Raw genomic sequence first — 21,211 nt, 5'->3', positions numbered from 1 at the left:
TCTTTTAGTTTGTCCTCATGCAAACTCTGCATAGGGAATGCAAAATTCTGCATTGGCCCCTGCCTCCGCCGACGTGATAGCGGGAAGCTGGAAAAATGTATCCAGAGATAGAACGCTGTCGAAATGGCTCCCGATAACTGGGAGCCTTTCAGAAAGTGTTGCAAGAGGAGCTCTCAATGATTTCAAGACGCGGTTTTCTGGCGGGCGCAGCCGCCGTTCCTTTCCTGTCCTATGCCGGCATTTTGCCTGCAATAGGAGCCGGGCGTCAGGACATTCTGGTTGTGGCCCAGCAGCTTGACAACATGACCAGTCTTGATCCGCATGAGAGCTTTGAAGCTGTCGGCAGCGAAATCTGCAACAACATGTATCAGCGTCTGGTACATCCAAGTCTTTCCAATCCGGATCAGGTGGAAGGCGGCGTTGCTGTTTCCTGGGAAGCCGACGCTGACGGAAAAGTCTTCACCTTCAAGATCGATCCGAACGCAAAATTTGCAAGCGGCGCACAGATCACAGCTGAGGATGTTGCCTTCTCGCTGCAACGCGCGATCAAGATGAACAAGGGCCCGGCTTTCATCATTGGCCAGTTCGGTTTCACGCCTGAAAATGCGGAGAAGAACATCGTTGCAACTGATCCGTCGACATTGACTCTGACGGTTGAGCAGTCAACGTCGCTGCCTTTCCTGCTGTATTGCCTGTCGGCCAGTGTCGCCAGCATTGTGGAAAAGAAGACTGTTCTGGAAAATGCCTCCGGTGACGATCTCGGTAACGGCTGGCTTCAGAAGAACAGCGCCGGTTCGGGTGAATGGGTTCTCGTTTCCTGGAAGCCGAGCGAAAGCATTATGCTGAACGTTAATCCGCATGGCGCATACAAGGGCAATGTGAAGCGCATCCTTTTGCGTCACGTTGCGGACCCATCCTCGCAGCTTCTCATGCTTCAGAAGGGGGACGTCGATATTGCACGTAACCTCACTACCGAGCAGCTTCGAGTTCTGGATGGCGATGAAAGCTATAACCTCGTGCGCAAGGGTGTCGGCGGTTTGATGCTGATGTCGCTCAACCAGAGCGTGGAAGTTCTTGCCAAGCCGAAAGTCTGGGAAGCAATCAAGTGGGCTGTGGACTATGATGGCATCCAGAAGAATATCGTGCCGCTGAATTACAAGGTTCACCAAAGCCTCGTTCCTGAAGGTTTTCCGGCAGCGCTGAATGAGAATCCGTTCAAGAAGGATATTGCTAAGGCGAAGGCTCTGCTTGCCGAAGCTGGTGTTCCCGATGGCTTTTCTATCAAGATGGATCACTATTCGGCGCAGCCAAGCCCTGATATTGCACAGGCAATTCAGGCAAGCCTTGCGGAAATCGGTATCAAGGTAGAGCTGCTCGCTGCTGAAAATCGTCAGGTTCTGACGAAGATGCGCGCTCGTGAGCATCAGATGGCATTGACCGTATGGGGTTCGGACTATTTCGATCCGAATACGAATGTCGATGTATTCTGCAACAATCCAGACAATTCCGATGATGCGAAGACCAAGCCTTTCGCATGGCGCTCGCACTTTCAGAATGAGGATTTTGCCAAGAAATCTCTCGCCGCGCGTGACGAACAGGACCCGGAAAAGCGCGTGAAGATTTATGAAGATCTGCAGCGCGAATTCATGAACAACAGCCCGTTCATCATCATGATGCAGAAATTCGAGACGGCCGCCTGCCGCAAGAATGTTACTGGAATGCGTCTCGGTGTTCTGTCCGATTCTCACTCCTATGCAGGGATCGCCAAGGCGTGAAGAAAAGCCTCAAGAACCTGACTGGCATCCTGAGCAGCGTGTCGATCACGCTGTTCGGGCTTATGGTTATTACCTTCATGATCGGCCGCGTCATGCCGGTCGATCCCGTTATCGCTGCGGTGGGCGACAACGCGCCTGAGGCGGTTATTCAGCGTGTTCGCGCGGAGATGGGCCTCGATCAACCGCTTGTAGTTCAGTTTGTGCATTATATCGGACAGGTACTGCATGGCGATTTCGGCAATTCCATTCTGACTCGCAATCCGGTGACACAGGATATTGCCCGTTATTTTCCGGCAACGCTGGAGCTGGCAACTGCCGCGCTTCTTGTTGCCGCGCTTATCGGTATTCCGCTCGGTGTATGGGCCGCCGTACGGCAAGGTTCCATCGTCGATCAGGCAATCCGCGTAATCTGCCTTGCCGGTCATTCGGTCCCGGTTTTCATGCTGGCCCTGATTTCGCTTCTGGTCTTCTATGCGACGCTTGACATCGCGCCGGGACCTGGACGACAGGACATCATCTATGAAGGCATGATCCCTCATGTTACCGGCCTGCTTACCATCGATAGTCTCATCGAGGGTGATTGGGACGCATTCCTGGATGCCGTCTATCACATGATCCAGCCGGTTCTGATCCTCGCCTACTTCAGCATGGCGTATATCACGCGTATGACCCGCGCCTTCATGCTCGATGCGCTCAAGGGGGAATTCGTCATTACGGCACGTGCGAAGGGACTTTCGCTGACGTCTGTCATCTGGAAGCACGCTTTCCCGACCGTTGCCGTGCAGCTTGTGACAGTGCTGGCGCTGACATATGCGGGTCTGCTCGAAGGTGCTGTCGTGACAGAAACCGTCTTCAGTTGGCCTGGCCTGGGCCAGTATCTCACCGTGTCGCTGATGAATGCCGATATGAACCCGGTCGTGGGCGCTACATTGCTCATCGGCGTTATCTATGTCGGGCTCAATCTGCTCGCCGATATCCTCTACAAAGTTCTGGATCCGCGTGTCCGATGATTTTTGCCAATTTTCATAACTGGGCGCTGGATGACTCGCCCGCTTCTCGCTCTCAGGCTAACTGGGGCAGGCGCTATCGCATCTGGGTAAACCTCCGGGCTAATCCGCTCGCGATGATTGGTCTCTTTATCATCGTTGCGTTCGTCGTGCTGTCGTTGGCCGCACCATTGCTCGCGCCCTATGATCCAAGTGTGCAGGATCTTGGCAATCGCTTGTCTGCTCCAACCGCAGCGCATTGGTTCGGTACGGATGAACTGGGCCGTGATATTCTTTCGCGCATTCTCTATGGCGGCCGCGTAACCTTGGGAATGGTCATTGCCGTCGTTATTCTTATCGCACCAATCGGCCTCTTCATCGGTTGTATTGCTGGTTATTTCGGCGGGATTGTCGATACCGCGCTGATGCGTGTCACGGACGTCTTTCTTGCATTTCCGCGTTTGATCCTTGCACTGGCCTTCGTGGCCGCATTGAAGCCGGGTGTTGAAAGCGCTGTTTTGGCGATCGCACTGACTGCATGGCCGCCATATGCGCGTCTTGCGCGTGCGGAAACCATGACCTTGCGCAAGAGCGATTTCGTTGCTGCAGCCAAGCTGACTGGCGCATCGCCTTTCCGCATCATTCTGCGCCATATCATGCCGCTCTGCGTACCGAGTGTCATCGTGCGCATTACACTCGATATGAGCTCGATCATCATCACTGCTGCAAGTCTTGGATTTCTGGGTATGGGCGCTCAGCCGCCGTCACCGGAATGGGGCGCGATGATTGCTACCGCCAAGCGTTTTATCTTCGAGCAATGGTGGGTTGCCACTATTCCCGGCATCGCGATCTTCCTCGTCTCGCTTGCGTTCAATTTCCTTGGCGACGGTCTACGTGACGTGCTCGACCCGAAGCAGAATTGAGAGAACAGATGCTGGTTGATATTAAAAATCTGCAGATCAGCTTCGAAACGCGCACCAGCCGTTTTGATGCTGTTCGCGGGATTTCGCTTCAGCTTGGCCGCGAAAAACTGGGCATCGTCGGCGAAAGCGGTTCGGGAAAGTCTTTGACTGCGCGCGCCCTCATGAAACTGCTGCCGCCAATCGCTGAAGTGAGGGCTGACAAGCTTTCCTTCGATGGTATCGACATTTTGTCGGCGACCGAACGCGGCATGCGTCAGATACGCGGCAAGCGGGCTGGCTTCATCCTTCAGGATCCCAAGTATTCGCTTAATCCGGTCAAGGCCATTGGCGTGCAGGTGGCTGAGGCGTGGCGCACCCACAAAGGCGGTAGTAAACGTCAAGCGATGGATGCTGCGGTTGATCTTCTTGATCAGGTCATGATCCGCAACCCGCGCGACGTGGCGAAGCTATATCCGCACGAGGTTTCGGGCGGTATGGGGCAACGTGTCATGATTGCGATGATGCTCGCACCTGATCCAGAACTGCTCATTGCCGATGAACCGACATCTGCACTCGACGCTACAGTGCAGGCTGAAATTCTTCGCCTGATTGATGATCTGGTCTCGAAACGTGGCATGGGGCTCCTGCTCATCAGCCACGACCTTCCGCTCGTGTCTCATTTCTGCGACCGCGTTATGGTCATGTATATGGGCCGTGTCATGGAGGAGTTGAAAGCTTCCGAACTCGTGCGCGCTGAGCATCCCTATACGAAGGGACTTCTCAATTGCATTCCATCGCTCATGCATCCCCGTGATCGATTGCCGGTTCTCAATCGTGAAGAAAGCTGGCTAAACTCATGATAGTTATTGATCAACTCCGCATCAGTTTCAGCGAGCGTGAAGTCGTCAAGGGTGTATCCTTCAATGTGGAGAAGGGGGGGAGCTTCGGCATTGTTGGCGAAAGCGGCTCCGGCAAATCCACCATTCTGCGCGCCATGGCTGGCCTCAATGAACAATGGAGCGGCCGTATTGTGTTTGATGGCAAAGAGGTCGCTCAAAGACGTACGCCTGCCTTTTTCCGTCAGGTGCAGATGGTGTTTCAGGATCCTTTCGGATCGCTGCATCCGCGCCAGACCATCGACCGTATTTTGAGCGAGCTGCTGCTGGTCCATGGTATTGGGAATATAGACAAGCGTATTGAAAAAGTGCTTGACGAAGTCGCGCTGCCCAAAGCTGCACGGTTTCGCTTTCCGCACCAGCTTTCGGGTGGCCAACGCCAGCGCGTAGCGATTGCTCGCGCTCTGATTGCAGAACCGGAGGTTCTGCTGCTGGACGAACCGACATCGGCGCTCGATGTCTCGGTGCAAGCTGAAATTCTCAATCTTCTCGCAGACTTGCGCGCAGAAAAGAATCTCACTTATGTGCTCGTGAGCCATAATCTCGCAGTGATCGCGCATCTCTGCCCACGGGTGGGCGTTATGCAACATGGTGAGATGGTGGAGCAGCTCAGTGCCGAAGATTTGCGTACCGGGCGAACGACACATCCGCATACCACAGAATTGCGCGCCCTAAGCGTCAATCTGGAAGAACCTGCCTGACGGAGTTTTCATGTCAACGCATGCAGACTGGAACGCGGCATCGCTCGCCGCGAAAGTCTTTTCGAGAAGCTGGGCCAAGAATGAGCCGGGCGGCGTTATTATCGGTTTCGGTCCCGACGGCGTGAAATTCGCCTATGCGGGCGGGCTCGAATGCTTGTCTACTGGTGTGCCGTTCACGGCAAATACGGTCGTTCGCTATGCGTCGGTCACAAAACATGTATTCTGTGCAATGGTTCTCAAGCATAGTGATGTTATCGGCTTGGATGACCGGCTGGGTGATCATCTGCCGGAACTGCAGCCTCCACTCGCGAACGTCACGGTTGGTCGCGCACTCGACATGACTGGTGGTCTGCCGGATACGCGAGAATGCCTGACGCTTCTGGGACTGTCCGTTTATACGCAGACGGACGCCGATCAGCTTCTGGATTATCTTGCCTCTCTCAATCGTCTCAATTTCGACGCGGGTTCGGAGATTTCCTATTCCAATACCGGCTATCGTCTGGTGGAGGCCGCGCTTGAGCGGAAGGGGGTGCGCTTCAATGATTTTGTGAAATCGGACATTGCGGGACCTCTCGATATTTTCATGGAAGCACCGGACGTCTGGAATGATCCGGTTGCGGGCCTTGTTCCCGGTTATTGGAAATCCGGTGAAAAATGGCAGCTCAGTTCCGCTGGCTTGCATATTTCAGCATCTGGCAGCTTGACTGGCAGTGGTATGGCGCTGACCAAATGGGCGCAGGCACTGGTTAATGGTGAGGGCGTATTCAAAGGCTTGCTCGATGAGCTGTCGGCTGGCCGCCATCTTTCTGATGGGCGAGTAACCGGTTACAGTCTTGGGCTGCGATGGAACGAAGTGGGTGGCAAGCGTTTTGTCGGACACGGTGGCTCGCACCCCGGCTACAAGAGCTATTTTCTGCTCGATCCTGCCGCGAAGACCGGCATGATTGTTGTTTCAAACCGTGAAGACGCCAATACTTATAAAATGGCGCGGGACTGCATGGCTGCTCTCAACGGTTTGCCGTTGCCAGAAGCCAACTGCACGATCCCAGATGGGCTGTATGTGACAGAGAGTGGGCCGTTCTGGCTGGAAATGCGCAATGGCATCGCCAACTGGCTTGATTCTGAGGACACGCTTTACGATATCGGCGATGACCGGTTCTCGTCCCTGTCGCCGTCTTCCCCGGTTGAACTTCGTTGGACAGGCACTGAGCTGGAAGGTGAAATTGGATATGTGCCTCGCCGGTTGAAACCAGTAGCGCCGAAACCGGTATGCAGGGAACTCGACGGTCATTGGCGGGCAGCGCCCTATGGCGCCAGTTTTGATATCAAGGACGGTCATCTCATCATGGGCATAGGACCGACACGTCGGGCCATGCCGTTGGAAGATCTCGGTCAGGGGCGTGCGCTCTTCACGCTGTATGATGGCCCGTGGACTAAACGCGTCTGTCTGCATAGGCTTGATGACAATCGTGTCGAACTGGTCCTAAGCCGCAGTCGCATGATTGAATATGTTTGTTAGATCGCGCATCTTGTTCCGAAAACCGTTTCACACCTTTCGGGATGCGCTCTAATCTGGATATCCGAGGGTTATATGCGCGGCGGAAGGGTGACCTTACCGCCGCGTCTTGCATTGTGATAGCTTTCGATAATTGATTCCGAATGTGAGGTGATGTGATGCTGGAACGGATGATCGATCAGGGTGTAGGTCGGGAAGCCGCTGACATCGTCTTGAAGGGCGGCCGTTTCTTTGATCTCGTGACCGGCGAGCTTGTCGAGAGTGACGTCGCGATCTGTGGTGACCGGATTGTGGGAACATTCGGCAACTATCAGGGCAAGCACGAAATTGACATTTCCGGGCGCATCGTCGTGCCGGGATTTATCGATACGCACCTTCACATTGAATCCTCGCATGTTACACCGCACGAATTTGACCGGTGTGTATTGCCGCAAGGCGTGACAACAGTCATTTGCGATCCGCACGAGATTGCAAATGTGCTGGGTGCCGAAGGCATCAAGTTCTTCCTCGATAGCGCGTTGGAAACCGTCATGGATATCCGCGTACAGCTTTCGAGCTGTGTGCCGGCGACCCATATGGAAACGTCTGGCGCCGAACTTCTGATTGATGACCTCTTGCCTTTTGCCGATCATCCCAAGGTGATCGGTCTTGCCGAGTTCATGAATTTTCCGGGTGTTCTGGCGAAAGACCCTGAATGCATGGCGAAGCTCAAGGCGTTTCAAGGGCGGCACATCGATGGCCATGCGCCGCTTCTGCGCGGTTTTGATCTGAATGGCTATATTTCCGCAGGCATTCGTACCGAACACGAGGCGACAACTGCGGAAGAAGCGCTCGAAAAGATGCGCAAGGGCATGCATGTCCTGGTGCGTGAAGGGTCTGTTTCCAAAGATCTAAAGGCGCTTATGCCGATTATTACCGAGCGTCATGCACAGTTTCTGGCGCTATGCACGGATGACCGTAATCCGCTGGATATCGCCGATCAGGGACATCTGGATTACCTCATTCGTACGGCAATCGCAGGTGGCGTTGAGCCGATTGCCATTTACCGGGCAGCAACTATTTCTGCAGCACGCGCTTTCGGCCTTTTCGACCGCGGCTTGGTTGCTCCGGGCCAGCGCGCCGATCTCGTTGTGGTGGATAGTCTTGAAGGTTGTCATGCCGAAATCGTATTGTCTGCAGGCAGGGTGGTTTCGGAGGATTTATTTGCCATCCGCAAGAGTGTTGCGCCTGTTGGGCGCAACAGCGTCAAAGCGCCCAAAGTCAGTGCATCCAGTTTCCGCTCTCATTCCAATAGCGGAAAGACACGTGCAATCGGTATCATTCCGGGCAAGATTATAACGGAAAGCCTCGAATTCGACCTTAAAGTTGGGCCGAATGGTGTCGAGCCGGACTTCCAAAAAGATGTCGTCAAGATTGCTGTTGTCGAACGTCACGGCAAAAATGGAAATATCGCGACCGGCTTTGTGCATGGTTTTGGGTTGAAGGCAGGTGCAATCGCTTCGACTGTTAGCCATGACAGTCATAATATCTGCGTGGTGGGCACATCTGACGAAGATATTGCCGTTGCTGCAAACCGGTTAGGCGAAATTGAGGGTGGTTTTGTCGTGGTGCGTGATGGCAGGGTTTTGGCTGAAATGCCTTTGCCCATCGCAGGATTGATGAGTGCGGAACCATACGAAACTGTCCGCGACCAGCTTCGTGTTCTGCGTCATGCTGCCGAAGAACTGGGTTCAATTCTCGAAGAGCCATTCTTGCAACTGGCTTTCATCGCCTTGCCGGTAATCCCGCATCTCAAGATCACTGATCGCGGCCTCGTAGACGTCGACAAGTTCGAATTTGTTGGCAACTGATTAGTGCAGGCCACCGACACCCAGCAGGCCTTCTACAGTCTGCTGGTTTTCGGCGAGGTCTGCCGATGTGCCAGACCACGCGATACGCCCACGTTCCAGAATAATGACATGATCGGCAAAATCGAGGGCGCTCTGGATACGTTGTTCGACAAGCAGGATCGTCATGTCGCCCTTTTGCGCCAGCATCGAGAATGCGGCCATCAGTTCTTCACAGATGACAGGTGCGAGTCCTTCCAGCGGTTCATCGAGTAGCAGAACTGTTGGTTGCCCGAGAATGCTGCGCGCTGTGGAAAGCATCTGCTGTTCGCCGCCTGAAAGCTGTGAGCCAAGATTGTGGCACCGCTCCTTCAGGCGCGGAAACATAGTGTAGGCTTCTTTGAGCGCATCCTTTGGCCGGTTCTTGAGGCCAACGAAGAGGTTTTCTTCAACTGTGAGGGTCGGAAAAACATCGCGGGTTTGCGGCACATAGCCAAGGCCGGCAATTGCGCGCGCGGCTGATGGCAGCGTGGCGATATTCTTCCCTCCCAGCAGAATTTCACCGCCATAGCGATGCGTCTGGCCTGCTATGGTGGCAAATAGGCTGGTCTTGCCAACACCATTGCGACCAAGAATTGCAAGCCGCGATCCCGGTTCGGCTTTGAACGATACATCTTCAATGACGCGGGTAGGGCCATAACCGGAGGAGAGATTGCGAATTTCAAGTGAGGCGGCACTCATTGCGCATAGCTCCCGAGATAGGCTTCGCGGACTTGTTTGTCCTGCACGACGTCTTGTGGTAGCCCGTCAAAAATCACCGTTCCGGCAGCCAGCACTACAACGCGCTTTGCAAAGCGAAAAACGAGGTCCATATCGTGCTCGATCATGAGTACTGCCAGATCTGCAGGTAAGCGGGCGAGCGCTTCCTCGATACGGCCCGTATCACTTTGCGGAACACCGGCGGCAGGTTCATCAAGCAGCAGAACCTTGGGGCGAAGCGCCAATGCAAGGGCAATCTCCAGAAGCCGTTGCTGGCCATAGGCAATTTCGCTTACCCGCAAGTGGCTAAGATGCAGAAGACCGAGCGCATCGAGAATGTCGGACACTTCATCCATGACTTCCGGCATATTGCGATAGTTGCCGAGAATGCGCCCCGTCTTGCCTTCGCGTTGCAGCACGGCAAGAGCGACGTGCTCTTCGGGCGTCATATCAAAGAAGAGGCGGGTAACCTGAAATGAGCGCACCAGTCCGCGTCTGACGCGTTGCACGGCGTTCAGCCTGGAGATGTTCTCGCCGCCCAATGCCACTGTACCGGAAGTCGCGGTGAGGTTGCCTGTGACGAGATTGACGAAGGTGGTCTTGCCTGCGCCATTGGGACCAATGAGCGCGACGCGATCGCCCTTCGCCATACTGAGCGAGACGTCGTTCGTGACCGCCAGACCACCGAAATTCTTGCGCAGTTTCGTTACTTCGAAAACCGTACTCATCTGCTGCGCGCTTTCTGCTTTTCGAAATAATAAGCCAGGGTTCCGTAGAGGCCGCGTGGCGCAAACAGCACGACAGCAATCAACAAAGCACCGACCATTGTGAGCCAATGGAATGGATTGGCTGCTGAGACCAGATCTTCGAACCACATGAAGACAACCGTGCCGATTAGTCCGCCGAACAGCGATCCTGTGCCGCCGAGAACCAACATCACCAAAGCCTCCGCCGACATGGTGAAGCTGAGACTATCCAGTCCAACGACCTGCGTGGAAATCGCATTCAGCGCGCCGCCGATACCGGCTACAGCCCCCGAAATAACATACATCCGAAGCTGTATGGATTGAACCGAAGCGCCCATTGCATGAATGCGGATCGGGTCTTCTTTCACGCCTCGGCAAAGCATGCCGAAGGGTGAACATACTACATGGCGTAGGAAGATGAAGGAAACGAGCAGTAGGATTACTGCATAAACGTAGACAGTGTGTCCGTAGAGATCGAACTCGAACATGCCGAAAATGGGATCGGGCGAAATGCCGCTTAGTCCATCGCTACCACCGGTCCAGCTTGATGCTTTGTTGGCAGCTTCATGGAACAGATGGACAACGGCAATCGATAAAACAAGTTGTGCGAGGCCATGAGCGCGCAGGATGACCATGCCGGAAACAAGCCCGGTAAGTGCACCTGCAACAAGACCGATAAGCGTCATCAGGATCGGGTCGGTTATGCCGAAATGGGCGGCGGCGATACCGGCACCGTAGGCACCAGCGCCAAACAGCGCTGCATGACCGAGGGTTGCAATGCCGCAATAGCCCGTCACCAGATCGAGCGACAAGACGAGGAGAGCAATGGCAATGATACGTGTCAGCAGTGCCAGATTGTCGGGGAACAGAACCCAACCGACGACACTGGCTGCAATAATGGTCGCAATGCCAATGAGTCCTGCATAGGAATGACGGCTACGGGGAAGCGGGTGCGTCATGTCTGTCATTTCCTGGCCAGCCTTCCTGCGAGACCGCGTGGGAACAGAGTCACAATGACGATCACCGCCAGATAAAAGAAGAACTCGCCATATTCCGGTGCCAGATAGCGACCGGTTGTGTCGATTCCCCCGAGCAAGAGACAGGCAATCAGCGCACCCGGTATGGAGCCTGCACCACCGACGGAAACAACAACCAGAAATGTCACCATGTAGCGGAGAGCATAATAGGGCTCGACTGGCAGAAGTTCGGCACCGACAACGCCGCCGAAAGCTGCAAGTCCGATGGCAAGCGCAAAGCTGATAGCGTAAACGATTTCCGTTCGCACGCCGAGTGCAGCCGCCATATTGGCATTGTCGACAGCAGCACGCAGTTTCACGCCGAAAGCAGTGCGTTCAATGATGTACCAGAGGCCAAGAGCTACTGCGAAGCCACATCCGATTGCAAAGATGCGGTGTTTTGCAATGGCGCGGAATCCGAGATCGACCGATCCACGCAACATTTCGGGCAAAGGAATGGTCTTCAGTGTCGGCCCGAATATATAATTGGTGAGACCGATGATGCAAAAAGTGATACCGATGGTCATCAGCACCTGTGTCAGTTCAGGTGCTTCATAAATGCGTCGATAGAGCAGTCTCTCTACGGGAATGGCGATTATCATCGTACCGACGACCGCGATAATGATTGCAAAGCCATAATTGAGGCCAAGCTGCTGGACGGCATAGGATGCGAAATAACCGCCGATCATTGCAAATGCGCCATGAGCGAGATTGACAACGCGCATCAAACCCATGGTGACCGAAAGGCCGACGGAAATGACGAAAAGCACCATGCCATAGGCGAGCGCATCGACAGCAATGCTGAGCACAGTCTGCATTGAGTGGTCCTATTAGAGCGCATCCCGAAGTGTGTGAAATGGCCTTCGGGATGAGCGTTAAAATAAGCAGTTGCTTGCGAGCTGTGTATCGCCTTGTGTCATTTCGAGCATCAAGGCGCGTTCACTCTTGAATGTCGGGTTTATTGGGCTTTTAGCCCAGGATCCCCCTGCTTCTCGAAGGTCTCGATTTCCTTGTTGTAATAGGTGCCGTCGTCAGCCTTTGCGACTTCGCGCAGATATATGTTCTGCGTCACGTGGCGGCTTTCGGGGTCAATGGATACGGGGCCGCGGGGACTAACCCACTCCATTCCTTTCACGGCCTCCACTGCCTTTTCAGCATCTTTTTTGCCGCCCGTTGCTTCGATCATCTTGTAGATGACATGCATGCCATCATACGCGCCAACTGAAGGGAAGGACAATTCTACAGGATTACCGATCGCCTTTTGGGCTTCCTCGACGAACTTCTTGTTCTCGGGTGAGTCATGCGAGACTGCGTAGTGGAATGTCGTCAGCACCCCGAGTGCATTCTCTCCCAGTGCCGGAAGATCAGATTCCTGTGTCAGATCGCCAGGAGCGAAAAGCTGGATGCCCGAACCCTTCAACCCGTTGTCGACATAGGACTTCATAAAGCCAAGCGTCGTTGGGCCGGATGGCAGAAAAGCAAAAACGCCTTGCGCGCCGGAGTCCTTGACGCGCTGCATGATCGGGCTGAAATCATTTGTGGCGAGCGGCATGCGAATAGTTTCAACTACTTCGCCGCCTGCTTCTGTAAAAGCCGCTTTGAAAGCGTTTTCTGCGTCCACGCCTGGACCGTAATCGCTCACGACCGAGATGACTTTCTTGACACCTTTATCAAGCGCGACCTTTGCAATCGGGGTCGACGTCTGCCAAGTGGTGAACGATGTTCGCACCACATACGGGCTCTTCGTCACAATGGAAGAAGTGGCGGCATTCATGACTACCATCGGCACATTGCCCTGCTTGAGAATGGGCGTAACCGCCATGGCATCGGGAGTGAAGTAAAAGCCTGCGAGATATTGCACGCCTTCTTTGACCACGAGTTCCTGCGCAAGCGCCTTGGATTGCGCCGGATCGGCTTGAGGTACGTCACGATAAACGATCTCGACAGTGTCATCGCCGATCTTGTTACCGTGCTCGGTCATATAGGCGTCGATACCAGCCTTGAAGTTCTTACCTTGAAGGGCAAACGGACCCGAAAATGGACCAATGACACCGACCTTCACCACATCGGCATAAGCCGCTGATGTTGCGAGTGAAAAGACCGTAAGCGCGGTTAATGCGATTTTCTTCATGTTCTCCTCCCTATCGCCCACCATTCCCGTGCGTAACCGTCTTGTCGCAACAGGGAATGTCCTGATTTCAGCATGCCTATCTAATTGGTCATGTAAAATGAAAAATTCCTTATAAACGATACTCAGATGGTTATATGTCTGGGGCTTGTTCGTTTCCGATCCAGACGATCTTATCCATCAGAGTTGATGCTATGTTGAGAGCACTGCCGGTCGACGCCACGATTTGTGGCAGGATCATCCATTCGATCATCCAGGCCGCACCTGAGCGTTCCTGCTCGTGCACCATTGTCTGATGCAGACCACCCATTTGGGTAGCGTTGAAACGAGCAAGGCTGACGAGTATCTCTGCCGATACCGGATTTTGCTTGTGGGGCATGGCGGATGAGCCGCCCCCACCGGTCAAGGACAGTTCCGTGCCCAGCTCAGCCATCAGCGCGATATCCTGTCCGAATTTTCCAAGAGTACCTGTGACGAGCGAAGCTAGATTGCCGAACTCAATAATGAAAGCGCGTTGGCTGTGCCATTGCGGACAATCGTGCAGCCCAAGTTTTTCCGCTAGCAGCGCACGCAGTGCCAGTGCTTGATCATCGAATTTTTCAAGCGTTCCTGCTGCTCCTCCGAACTGCATAGGAAAAACGATGGCATTCAGTTTTGTCTCATAAGCGCGGAGTGGGCTTTTCCAGCTTGCGATCCGATCTGATACGGTTATCGGGATAGCGGGCTGCATACGCGTAAAACCGGTCAGCGGATTTGTTCCGAACGTTCCGTCAAGCTGGTTGAAACATTGTGCGAGTTGCTGAATTCGACCGGAGAGAATTGCGCTGGCGCGCTTCAGTCGCAAAATCAGGCTTGTATCAATGACATCCTGACTTGTTGCGCCGAAATGGACGTATTCTCCATGATTGTTGCCCACGGCTTTACGCAGTTCCTTCACCAAAGAAGGAACGATCACCCCATCACGCGCTGTCGCTTTTGCTAGGTCGGATAGATTGGGTTCAAACAATTCTACGGCTTGCTTGATTGCCCGTCCCGCGTCGACCGGTATGAGGCACAAGTCGGCTTGCGCTTCAGCCAGAGCCGCTTCGAAGCGCAGCATTTCGGTAATATCGGCTGCCGCCGTGAAAAGGCTCAGTATCTCTTCGTCATCGCCGAAAAGCTGCGCCAGAAATGGATGTTCGAAGACCGAGATGCTCATGCTTCAAATATCGAAAAAGACAGTTTCTTTCTCGCCCTGCAAGTGAATGTCGAAATGATAGACGTTACCGTCGCGCTGACCAATCAGGGTTTGCACCCGGCTGCGATGTTCGATGCGAGCAAGGATAGGATCATCAGCATTGGCATCGGCTTCGTCGGAAAAATACATCCGCGTCTGCAAGCCAAGGTTAATGCCGCGAGCCACGATCCACAAAGTGACGTGTGGCGCCATGAGGCGACCGTTCTTTAAAGGAACGCGGCCAGGCTTGATCGTCTCGAAAGTAAATTCGCCCGTATCCATGTGGCTTGGACAGCGGCCCCAGCCGCGAAAACCAGGGTCGGCCTTCCCCGCAGTTTCGGAAGGGCTGTTATAGAGGCCTTTCGCATCCGCTTGCCATATTTCGACAAGCGCATCGCGGAGTGGCGCGCCCATGCCATCAATCACATGGCCCTTGATAGTGATGCGCTCGCCAGCGGTCTTCTCATTATAAAGAGGACCGGAGCCCAGATCCTCCTCAAAGACACCGTTGATGCCGACAAAGTTGGGGGTCAGTCCGATATGGACGTAGGGGCCAGCGGTTTGTGAGGCGGTTTCCTTCAGATAGCCGAGAGATTGGACCATATCAGTTACCCTCCGGGCGATTTTCAAAGAAGGTCGAACGGCGCCCGCGCAACACGATGTCGAATTTGTAGGCGAGCATATCCATCGGCAAGTTGGCATTCATATCCAACGGCGCGACCAGCCGCTCGACAGCCGATTTATCCGGAATGGTTTTGACGATCGGGCAAATCCAGATCAGCGGGTCCCCCTCGAAATACATCTGGGTGATAAGGCGCTGTGCAAAGCCATGACCGAACACAGAGAAATGGATGTGAGCTGGTCGCCAGTCGTTCACACCATTCGGCCAGGGATATGGGCCGGGCTTTATGGTCTTGAACCAGTAATAGCCGTTCTCATCTGTGATCGTGCGACCGACGCCGCCGAAGTTGGGATCGATAGCTGCAAGATAGGTTTCCTTCTTGTGGCGATAACGTCCGCCAGCATTGGCCTGCCAGAATTCAAGTAATGCGCCTGGAACGGGGTGGTTGCTTTCGTCCAGTACACGACCATGCACCAGAATGCGCGGACCAATCGGCATTTCGCCGGGGCGCGCATAATTGGCAATGAGGTCGTTATCCAGTTCGTGCAGCATATTGTGCCCGAATACCGGGCCAGTAATTTCGCTTTTGGTGCCTTCCAGCGAAAGCAGCGCGCGAGTAGGCGAGCGGAGCACAGAGGTCTTGTACCACGGTGTGTAGGCCGGCGGATGTATGAACAAATCACGAGCGAAGAATGGAGTTGTCTCCGGCAGACGGTTCTTCATTTCTCAGCTTCCTCCACTTCCATCTGCGCGTAAATCTGCTTTGCGATCTTAAATGCGTGGTTCGATGCCGGGACTCCCGCATAGATGGCAACATGCATCAACGCTTCGCAGATGTCCTCCTTCGTCGCGCCCGTATTTTTAGTAGCGCGTATATGCATGGCAACTTCATCGTCTTGTCCCAGCGCGGCGAGAAGCGCAATCGTGATGATGGAACGCTCGCGCTTGGTCCAACCGGGCCGCGACCAGACAGTTCCCCAAGCCGCTTCTGTTATCAACTCCTGAAAGGGCGCATCAAGCTCGGTTGCACTGTTCGAAGCGCGGTCCACATGTGTATCGCCCAGAACCGAACGGCGCACATTCATGCCAATCTTATAGCGTTCCGACTGCGCGGCACTATCAGCCATGGTTATTCTCCATGCTCAAATCTGTTTGAAAGAAAATTACGCAACAGCGCGACATAGGCATCAGGCTGCTCAACACAAGGGATATGGCCGCTAGCTGCAATTTCTGAGAAATCGGCTCCCGGAATGAGATTTGCTAACTCGCGCACAAGAGACGGTGGTGTGGAGCCGTCCTGATCACCGACGAGGCAAAGTACGGGTACCGGAATTCTACTAGCCGCTTCGGTAAAATCGGCATCCCGTAGTGCGGCGCATGTTGCGGCGTAGCCGTCGAGCGGTTGGCGAACAAACATATTGCAATAGGCCCGGTAGGCCGGATTATCGGGTCGCCGATAGTCCAGAGTAAACCAGCGGGGCATCGTCGCGTCGAGGATGCTTGAAAGACCGTCCTGCAAAATTGCGGCAATACGCGCATTCCACATTTCTGCTGTGCCGATTTTGTGTGCGGTATTGGAAAGGACGAGCCCAGCTACCAGATCGGGGCGCGCTGCATAAACGCCTTGCGCAATCAGACCGCCTACGGAAAGACCACAGATGACCGCCTGCTTTATCGATAGTTTGTCGAGCAGAGCTATGAGATCGGAGGCAAGCAATTCTATCGTGTATGGGGTGGCTCCGACATCCGAAAGACCGTGACCGCGCTTGTCATAAACAAGCGTCGATACGTCACTGCGCAGGCGCTTGCGAACTTCATCCCATATACGGAAATCAGTTCCGAGCGAATTGATGAAAACGAGAACAGGCGTTTCTTCCGTTGATTGTCGAAAATCATAGTGAATGACGATGTCATTTACAGACGTGAACTGCACGGCTTTCTCCTCTCGTGCCGTACTGTCGTGCTTTAAAGTGGTTAAGTAAAATGATATTATTGACCAAAATCATAACTATAGGGTTATTAATAAGTGATCGGGAACAGGATCAAGTTTCGTCATCTGCATACGTTCGTCGAGGTTGCGCGACAGAAGAGCGTTGTAAAAGCCTCGGAAGTTTTGAGCATCAGTCAGCCGGCAGTGACCAAAACGATGCGTGAGCTGGAGGAGATACTAGGCGTTCCGGTGGTAGAGCGTGATGGTCGCGGCATCCGCATAACGCGATTTGGTGAAGTGTTCCTTCGCCACGCAGGGACAGCTTTGACGGCCTTGCGGCAGGGACTGGATTCTGTGTCGCAGGAGTTGGATGGAACAGGGCCACCTATTCGCATAGGAGCGTTGCCGACAGTCTCAACCCGTATCATGCCGAAAGCTATGAGCCTGTTCCTTGCGGAAAGAACGTCCAGCCGGGTCAAAATCGTTACGGGAGAGAATGCCGTACTTCTGGAACAGTTGCGGGTTGGGGACCTCGATCTGGTTGTAGGGCGGCTTGCTGCGCCGGAAAAGATGACAGGGTTTTCATTCGAACATCTTTATTCGGAGCAGGTTCGATTTCTGGTGCGGGCTCGGCATCCTTTGACAGACGGACGCGCGGTCTTCGAGAATCTGGCCGACTATCCGGTGTTGATGCCGACACGCAATTCAATCATTCGCCCATTTGTAGAGCGCTTGCTAATAACCAACGGCATAGGTGCCTTGCCTATCCAGATCGAGACCGTATCGGATTCTTTCGGACGTGCTTTTGTCCGAGACAGTGACGCGGTGTGGATTATTTCAGAAGGCGTTGCGGCCAGAGATGTATTGGAAGGCAAACTCGTTGCGCTTCCTATTGATACAAGTGAGACGACAGGCCCTGTAGGGCTAACTATGCGCACAGACATGGTGGAGACAGCCGCGATGCAAATTCTAATCCAGACATTGCGAGAAGCTGCCGGTTTGAAGTCATAGAAAAACACGGTCAGTCACCCGAAAAAAGATGACTGACCGTGCTAGGAGCGAGAAGTTCTGGCCGGAACTTCACGCCGGGGGTTTCGCGATGAATAGAATTATACATCATTTCTAAAATAAGGCATCAAATTTGTACAATGTATTAACAATAGTAATGGTTGCTTACCATTAATATTAGTAATTATTTAATTGAAGGTATTCGCTTGTCAAAACGGTAGCCCGACGTAATTTTCGGCAAGCGCACTGGAAGCTGCTTCGGAAGTACAGAAATAGTTAAGTTCGGCCTCCTGTACTTTCTGATCGAATGGAACCATATCTGGAAATCGGTGCAGCATCTTCGTCATTGACCATGAAAAGCGCTCGGCTTTCCAGATACGCGAGAGCGCATTGACGGAATAAGCATCGATACCATTCGTCGATTTATCTAAGTAAAACTCTCTCAGTCCTTCGTAAAGATAATGCACGTCGCTGGCAGCGAGGTTCAGTCCTTTTGCGCCAGTCGGAGGAACGATATGAGCGGCATCACCGACAAGGAAAAGACGCCCGAAACGCATCGGCTCGGCCACGAAAGAGCGTAGAGGCGCGATGGATTTTTCGAAAGACGTTCCGGTTACCATAGCCTCGGAATGATGAGATGGAAGACGTCGGCGTAATTCGTCGTAAAAGCGTTGATCGCTCCAGTCTTCGATTTTCTCATCAAGCGAACATTGAATATAATAGCGGCTGCGGGTGAGGGAGCGCATGGAGCACAGTGCAAAGCCGCGTTCGTGGTTCGCGTAGATCAGTTCGTGAGCGACTGGTGGAATATCCGCCAGTAACCCCAGCCAACCGAAGGGGTAGGTCTTTTCAAAGATGTCGATTGCCTTGTCCGGCACGGATTTGCGGCTTATGCCATGATATCCATCGCATCCCGCTATGAAATCGCAATCGATGCGATGAGTTTTCCCGTCCATTTCGTAAGTGACATATGGTGATGTTGTATCGAAATCGTGCGGCGTTACGTTGGCGGCTTCGTAAATGCTGACTGTGTTAGACTTCCGCCGCTCATCCATGAGATCATGCGTCATTTCGGTCTGGCCATAAACCGTCACGCGTTTGCCGGCAAGCTTGTACAGATCGATACGGTGATCGCGTCCGTCGAAGGCGAGAGAGAAGCCGTCATGTGGCAGTCCCTCTGCGAAGAGGCGCGCCGATACTCCAGCTTCATCCATCAGATTGACGGTGCCTTCTTCCAATACGCCAGCACGTACACGGCCCAGAATATAATCCGCGTTTACGCGATCAAGCACCACGTTGTCGATCCCGGCTTTCGTCAGAAGCTGGCCGAGGAGTAGGCCGGACGGGCCTGATCCGATGATTGCGACCTGAGTGCGCATATATTCCTCCCAATGCAAATCCGCCTTTATTCTTGAGGGAACCTTCAAGCTGACAATGGATAATCCTAGCAATTTATTGTACAAATCGAACATGACTGGAGGAGGACATGCGAGATCGATTTATTCCGACCTACAAGCTGTACGGAGAAGAGAACGAGCAGAAGCCGGATTTCTGGCTACATTGTGAGACGCTTTTTTCGCGATCAAGTTTGCACAATTTCGAGATTTCATTGCATCGTCACGAGAGCTTCTTTCAGCTCTTGTACATTGAAGGTGGTACGGGGCATGCGAATTTTGACGGCGTCGTTCGCCCATTCCTGACACCATGTGCTGTTTTAATACCACCAGGATTCAATCATGGGTTTGCATTTTCAAGAGATATTGTAGGGCATATCGTAACGATCTTGAATCCTCATATGCCATTTATCGGGGGAGGCGCGACGCCGGAGTGGCTCATGCGGCCTCAACTCCTGACGATGGAAGGTGCGGGCGAAGAAAACCTAGCGTTGCTTTCGTCTCTTTTAAAGCAGATGCAAGATGAATTTCAGATGAGAAAAGAATATAAAAACAGCTTACTGGAATCTCTTTTTAAAGTATTTTTTGTCTATATTCTGAGGCAGCTTTGTAATTGTGAACCGGCGATTCAGGACGTGCGGCAGGCGTATAGGTCCCCCTGCATCGAACGATTTCTGGAGCTGATTGACCGTTATTACCGCGAACACAAGCCCGTTTGGTTCTATGCGAAATTACTTGGAGTTTCATCGACGCATCTCAATCGGACTGTCAAACTGCTAACAGGGATGACCGCACAACATATGCTTGCAAGCAAGCTGGTTGATGTAGCCAAGCGTGATTTGATAGCTATGCCATCGTCTGTTCAGCATATAGCTTACAGTCTTGGTTTCTCGGATCCGGCTTATTTCTCACGTTTCTTTCTAAAAATGACGGGGGAGACACCGCGATCTTACCGTTTGAGGGAGCGCCAGCGTCTGGCCGCTCTGGATTCATCACCGCAGAGTTAGATTGGATTTTTCATTCTTGGCAGTTCATCTCAGCAGACTGCGCAATTCTGATTGAATCTGCAGCATGACAGGTAGGAAGCGCCTGACAAGATCGCTTGTTTCAACATGGGCCACTGGGGCCCCGATGTTGAGCGCTGCGACAATGGTGCCGCGATGATTAAAGACAGGAACGGCGATGGAGCGTAATCCAAGCTCCAGTTCCTGATCGTTGATTGCATAACCCTGTCCGCGAATAAGAGACAGCTCAGTCATCACCAGGCCAATTTCCGTTTTCGTAAACGGCGTCAATTTTTTTCGTTCAGTGCGTTTGAGAAGAGCCTGTGCTTCGTCTTCGTGGAGCCAGGCCAGAAGTACACGGCCCATTGAAGCACAGTATGCTGGAAGCCTGCTGCCAGCCATCAGATTGATGGACATCACGCGCATTTGCGAGGCACGTGCGATGTAAACAATTTCCGTTCCGTCAAGAACGGATGCTGATGCGCTCTCGCCGACTATATCGGCGAGCCGATCCAGATGCGGCTGGATGATCGTGGGCAATGGCGTTGAGGAGAGGTATGCATGTCCAAGCCGCAGGATCCTGGGCAGGAGCATAAAAAATTTCCCGTCATATTCGGCATAGCCGAGTTCGGCGAGTGTCAGCAGGCATCGTCGTGCCGTCGCGCGATCAAGGCCTGTGATCTTTGAAACGTCAGCTATTGAAAGACGTGGCTGGTCTTCACCTAATGCTTCAATGACCCTCAGGCCTTTGGCAAAGCCTCCAACGAAATCTGTTTCACGCATGAG

21 protein-coding genes are annotated in these 21,211 nt (G+C 53.4%); 9 read left to right on the top strand and 12 right to left on the bottom strand.

Annotated features, from left to right (window positions below):
* Window positions 1-176: 176 nt before the first annotated feature.
* The 7 genes from ACYSN1_RS10155 to ade all read left to right on the top strand — a co-directional run bounded on the left by ACYSN1_RS10155 (window position 177) and on the right by ade (window position 8,626).
* The gene (locus tag ACYSN1_RS10155) at window positions 177-1,775 is read left to right on the top strand and encodes an ABC transporter substrate-binding protein (RefSeq protein WP_461725552.1); all 1,599 of its coding nucleotides are present in this window, start codon (window positions 177-179) and stop codon (window positions 1,773-1,775) included.
* Complete coding sequence (locus ACYSN1_RS10150) at window positions 1,772-2,785, top strand: ABC transporter permease (RefSeq protein WP_461725551.1); 1,014 nt, start codon at window positions 1,772-1,774, stop codon at window positions 2,783-2,785. Before ACYSN1_RS10155 ends, ACYSN1_RS10150 begins: the two co-directional genes overlap by 4 nt.
* Entirely contained in the window at window positions 2,782-3,684 is a 903-nt protein-coding gene (gene nikC, locus ACYSN1_RS10145) for a nickel transporter permease (protein ID WP_461725550.1), read from the top strand. The genes ACYSN1_RS10150 and nikC overlap by 4 nt, the downstream gene beginning before the upstream one ends.
* An 8-nt stretch (window positions 3,685-3,692) precedes the next feature.
* On the top strand, window positions 3,693-4,523 hold the full coding sequence (locus ACYSN1_RS10140; protein WP_461725549.1) for an ABC transporter ATP-binding protein: 831 nt from the start codon (window positions 3,693-3,695) through the stop codon (window positions 4,521-4,523).
* On the top strand, window positions 4,520-5,260 hold the full coding sequence (locus ACYSN1_RS10135; RefSeq protein WP_461725548.1) for an ABC transporter ATP-binding protein: 741 nt from the start codon (window positions 4,520-4,522) through the stop codon (window positions 5,258-5,260). The genes ACYSN1_RS10140 and ACYSN1_RS10135 overlap by 4 nt, the downstream gene beginning before the upstream one ends.
* A 10-nt stretch (window positions 5,261-5,270) precedes the next feature.
* A complete protein-coding gene (locus ACYSN1_RS10130; protein WP_461725547.1) occupies window positions 5,271-6,779 on the top strand; it encodes a serine hydrolase domain-containing protein in 1,509 nt (502 codons plus the stop codon).
* 155 nt (window positions 6,780-6,934) lie between these two features.
* The gene (ade, locus tag ACYSN1_RS10125) at window positions 6,935-8,626 is read left to right on the top strand and encodes an adenine deaminase (protein WP_461725546.1); all 1,692 of its coding nucleotides are present in this window, start codon (window positions 6,935-6,937) and stop codon (window positions 8,624-8,626) included.
* On the opposite strand, the gene ACYSN1_RS10120 is transcribed toward ade, so the two are convergent.
* From ACYSN1_RS10120 to pcaD, 10 genes are all read right to left on the bottom strand, one after another.
* Entirely contained in the window at window positions 8,627-9,343 is a 717-nt protein-coding gene (locus ACYSN1_RS10120; protein WP_461725545.1) for a branched-chain amino acid ABC transporter ATP-binding protein, read from the bottom strand. It abuts the gene before it with no gap.
* Entirely contained in the window at window positions 9,340-10,089 is a 750-nt protein-coding gene (locus ACYSN1_RS10115) for an ABC transporter ATP-binding protein (RefSeq protein ID WP_461725544.1), read from the bottom strand. The genes ACYSN1_RS10120 and ACYSN1_RS10115 overlap by 4 nt, the downstream gene beginning before the upstream one ends.
* Window positions 10,086-11,075: a branched-chain amino acid ABC transporter permease gene (locus tag ACYSN1_RS10110; protein ID WP_461725543.1), complete on the bottom strand. Its 990-nt coding sequence runs from the start codon at window positions 11,073-11,075 to the stop codon at window positions 10,086-10,088. The genes ACYSN1_RS10115 and ACYSN1_RS10110 overlap by 4 nt, the downstream gene beginning before the upstream one ends.
* The gene (locus ACYSN1_RS10105) at window positions 11,072-11,941 is read right to left on the bottom strand and encodes a branched-chain amino acid ABC transporter permease (RefSeq protein ID WP_461725542.1); all 870 of its coding nucleotides are present in this window, start codon (window positions 11,939-11,941) and stop codon (window positions 11,072-11,074) included. Before ACYSN1_RS10105 ends, ACYSN1_RS10110 begins: the two co-directional genes overlap by 4 nt.
* A gap of 140 nt (window positions 11,942-12,081) precedes the next feature.
* Window positions 12,082-13,254: an ABC transporter substrate-binding protein gene (locus ACYSN1_RS10100; RefSeq protein ID WP_461725541.1), complete on the bottom strand. Its 1,173-nt coding sequence runs from the start codon at window positions 13,252-13,254 to the stop codon at window positions 12,082-12,084.
* Between the two features lie 130 nt (window positions 13,255-13,384).
* Window positions 13,385-14,449 (bottom strand): 3-carboxy-cis,cis-muconate cycloisomerase, encoded by a 1,065-nt coding sequence (locus ACYSN1_RS10095; protein WP_461725540.1) that lies wholly within the window; start codon window positions 14,447-14,449, stop codon window positions 13,385-13,387.
* A 3-nt stretch (window positions 14,450-14,452) separates the two neighbouring features.
* The gene (gene pcaG, locus ACYSN1_RS10090) at window positions 14,453-15,070 is read right to left on the bottom strand and encodes a protocatechuate 3,4-dioxygenase subunit alpha (protein WP_461725539.1); all 618 of its coding nucleotides are present in this window, start codon (window positions 15,068-15,070) and stop codon (window positions 14,453-14,455) included.
* A gap of 1 nt (window position 15,071) precedes the next feature.
* On the bottom strand, window positions 15,072-15,812 hold the full coding sequence (gene pcaH / locus ACYSN1_RS10085) for a protocatechuate 3,4-dioxygenase subunit beta (protein WP_461725538.1): 741 nt from the start codon (window positions 15,810-15,812) through the stop codon (window positions 15,072-15,074).
* Complete coding sequence (gene pcaC, locus ACYSN1_RS10080) at window positions 15,809-16,216, bottom strand: 4-carboxymuconolactone decarboxylase (protein ID WP_461725537.1); 408 nt, start codon at window positions 16,214-16,216, stop codon at window positions 15,809-15,811. The genes pcaH and pcaC overlap by 4 nt, the downstream gene beginning before the upstream one ends.
* 2 nt (window positions 16,217-16,218) lie before the next feature.
* The gene (gene pcaD / locus ACYSN1_RS10075) at window positions 16,219-17,022 is read right to left on the bottom strand and encodes a 3-oxoadipate enol-lactonase (protein ID WP_461725536.1); all 804 of its coding nucleotides are present in this window, start codon (window positions 17,020-17,022) and stop codon (window positions 16,219-16,221) included.
* A 93-nt stretch (window positions 17,023-17,115) separates the two neighbouring features.
* Between pcaD and pcaQ the strand changes: the two genes are divergently transcribed.
* Window positions 17,116-18,030 carry a pca operon transcription factor PcaQ gene (gene pcaQ / locus ACYSN1_RS10070; RefSeq protein ID WP_461725535.1) on the top strand — a complete coding sequence of 305 codons (915 nt, stop codon included), beginning with the start codon at window positions 17,116-17,118 and terminating at the stop codon, window positions 18,028-18,030.
* 206 nt (window positions 18,031-18,236) lie between these two features.
* On the opposite strand, the gene pobA is transcribed toward pcaQ, so the two are convergent.
* On the bottom strand, window positions 18,237-19,406 hold the full coding sequence (gene pobA / locus ACYSN1_RS10065) for a 4-hydroxybenzoate 3-monooxygenase (RefSeq protein WP_461725534.1): 1,170 nt from the start codon (window positions 19,404-19,406) through the stop codon (window positions 18,237-18,239).
* A gap of 107 nt (window positions 19,407-19,513) precedes the next feature.
* On the opposite strand from pobA, the gene ACYSN1_RS10060 reads away from it, so the two are divergent.
* The gene (locus ACYSN1_RS10060; RefSeq protein WP_461725533.1) at window positions 19,514-20,428 is read left to right on the top strand and encodes a helix-turn-helix domain-containing protein; all 915 of its coding nucleotides are present in this window, start codon (window positions 19,514-19,516) and stop codon (window positions 20,426-20,428) included.
* A gap of 24 nt (window positions 20,429-20,452) precedes the next feature.
* Here the strand turns inward: ACYSN1_RS10060 and ACYSN1_RS10055 are convergent, their stop codons facing one another.
* Entirely contained in the window at window positions 20,453-21,208 is a 756-nt protein-coding gene (locus ACYSN1_RS10055; RefSeq protein WP_461725869.1) for an IclR family transcriptional regulator, read from the bottom strand.
* Between the last annotated feature and the right edge of the window lie 3 nt (window positions 21,209-21,211).

This window comes from Brucella sp. LJL56, from assembly GCF_054871705.1.
The sequence above is the reverse complement of the archived record's forward strand: the minus strand, read 5'-3'. Positions and strand labels throughout refer to the sequence as shown.

Coding starts and splice junctions, on each gene's coding strand:
- pobA (WP_461725534.1), bottom strand. CDS start 19,406: ATGCGCACTCAGGTCGCAATCATCGGATCAGGCCCGTCCGGCCTACTC.
- ACYSN1_RS10115 (WP_461725544.1), bottom strand. CDS start 10,089: ATGAGTACGGTTTTCGAAGTAACGAAACTGCGCAAGAATTTCGGTGGT.
- ACYSN1_RS10135 (WP_461725548.1), top strand. CDS start 4,520: ATGATAGTTATTGATCAACTCCGCATCAGTTTCAGCGAGCGTGAAGTC.
- ade (WP_461725546.1), top strand. CDS start 6,935: ATGCTGGAACGGATGATCGATCAGGGTGTAGGTCGGGAAGCCGCTGAC.
- pcaC (WP_461725537.1), bottom strand. CDS start 16,216: ATGGCTGATAGTGCCGCGCAGTCGGAACGCTATAAGATTGGCATGAAT.
- ACYSN1_RS10095 (WP_461725540.1), bottom strand. CDS start 14,449: ATGAGCATCTCGGTCTTCGAACATCCATTTCTGGCGCAGCTTTTCGGC.
- ACYSN1_RS10140 (WP_461725549.1), top strand. CDS start 3,693: ATGCTGGTTGATATTAAAAATCTGCAGATCAGCTTCGAAACGCGCACC.
- ACYSN1_RS10060 (WP_461725533.1), top strand. CDS start 19,514: ATGCGAGATCGATTTATTCCGACCTACAAGCTGTACGGAGAAGAGAAC.
- ACYSN1_RS10120 (WP_461725545.1), bottom strand. CDS start 9,343: ATGAGTGCCGCCTCACTTGAAATTCGCAATCTCTCCTCCGGTTATGGC.
- ACYSN1_RS10130 (WP_461725547.1), top strand. CDS start 5,271: ATGTCAACGCATGCAGACTGGAACGCGGCATCGCTCGCCGCGAAAGTC.
- ACYSN1_RS10100 (WP_461725541.1), bottom strand. CDS start 13,254: ATGAAGAAAATCGCATTAACCGCGCTTACGGTCTTTTCACTCGCAACA.
- nikC (WP_461725550.1), top strand. CDS start 2,782: ATGATTTTTGCCAATTTTCATAACTGGGCGCTGGATGACTCGCCCGCT.
- ACYSN1_RS10155 (WP_461725552.1), top strand. CDS start 177: ATGATTTCAAGACGCGGTTTTCTGGCGGGCGCAGCCGCCGTTCCTTTC.
- ACYSN1_RS10105 (WP_461725542.1), bottom strand. CDS start 11,941: ATGCAGACTGTGCTCAGCATTGCTGTCGATGCGCTCGCCTATGGCATG.
- ACYSN1_RS10055 (WP_461725869.1), bottom strand. CDS start 21,208: ATGCGTGAAACAGATTTCGTTGGAGGCTTTGCCAAAGGCCTGAGGGTC.
- pcaG (WP_461725539.1), bottom strand. CDS start 15,070: ATGGTCCAATCTCTCGGCTATCTGAAGGAAACCGCCTCACAAACCGCT.
- ACYSN1_RS10110 (WP_461725543.1), bottom strand. CDS start 11,075: ATGACAGACATGACGCACCCGCTTCCCCGTAGCCGTCATTCCTATGCA.
- pcaH (WP_461725538.1), bottom strand. CDS start 15,812: ATGAAGAACCGTCTGCCGGAGACAACTCCATTCTTCGCTCGTGATTTG.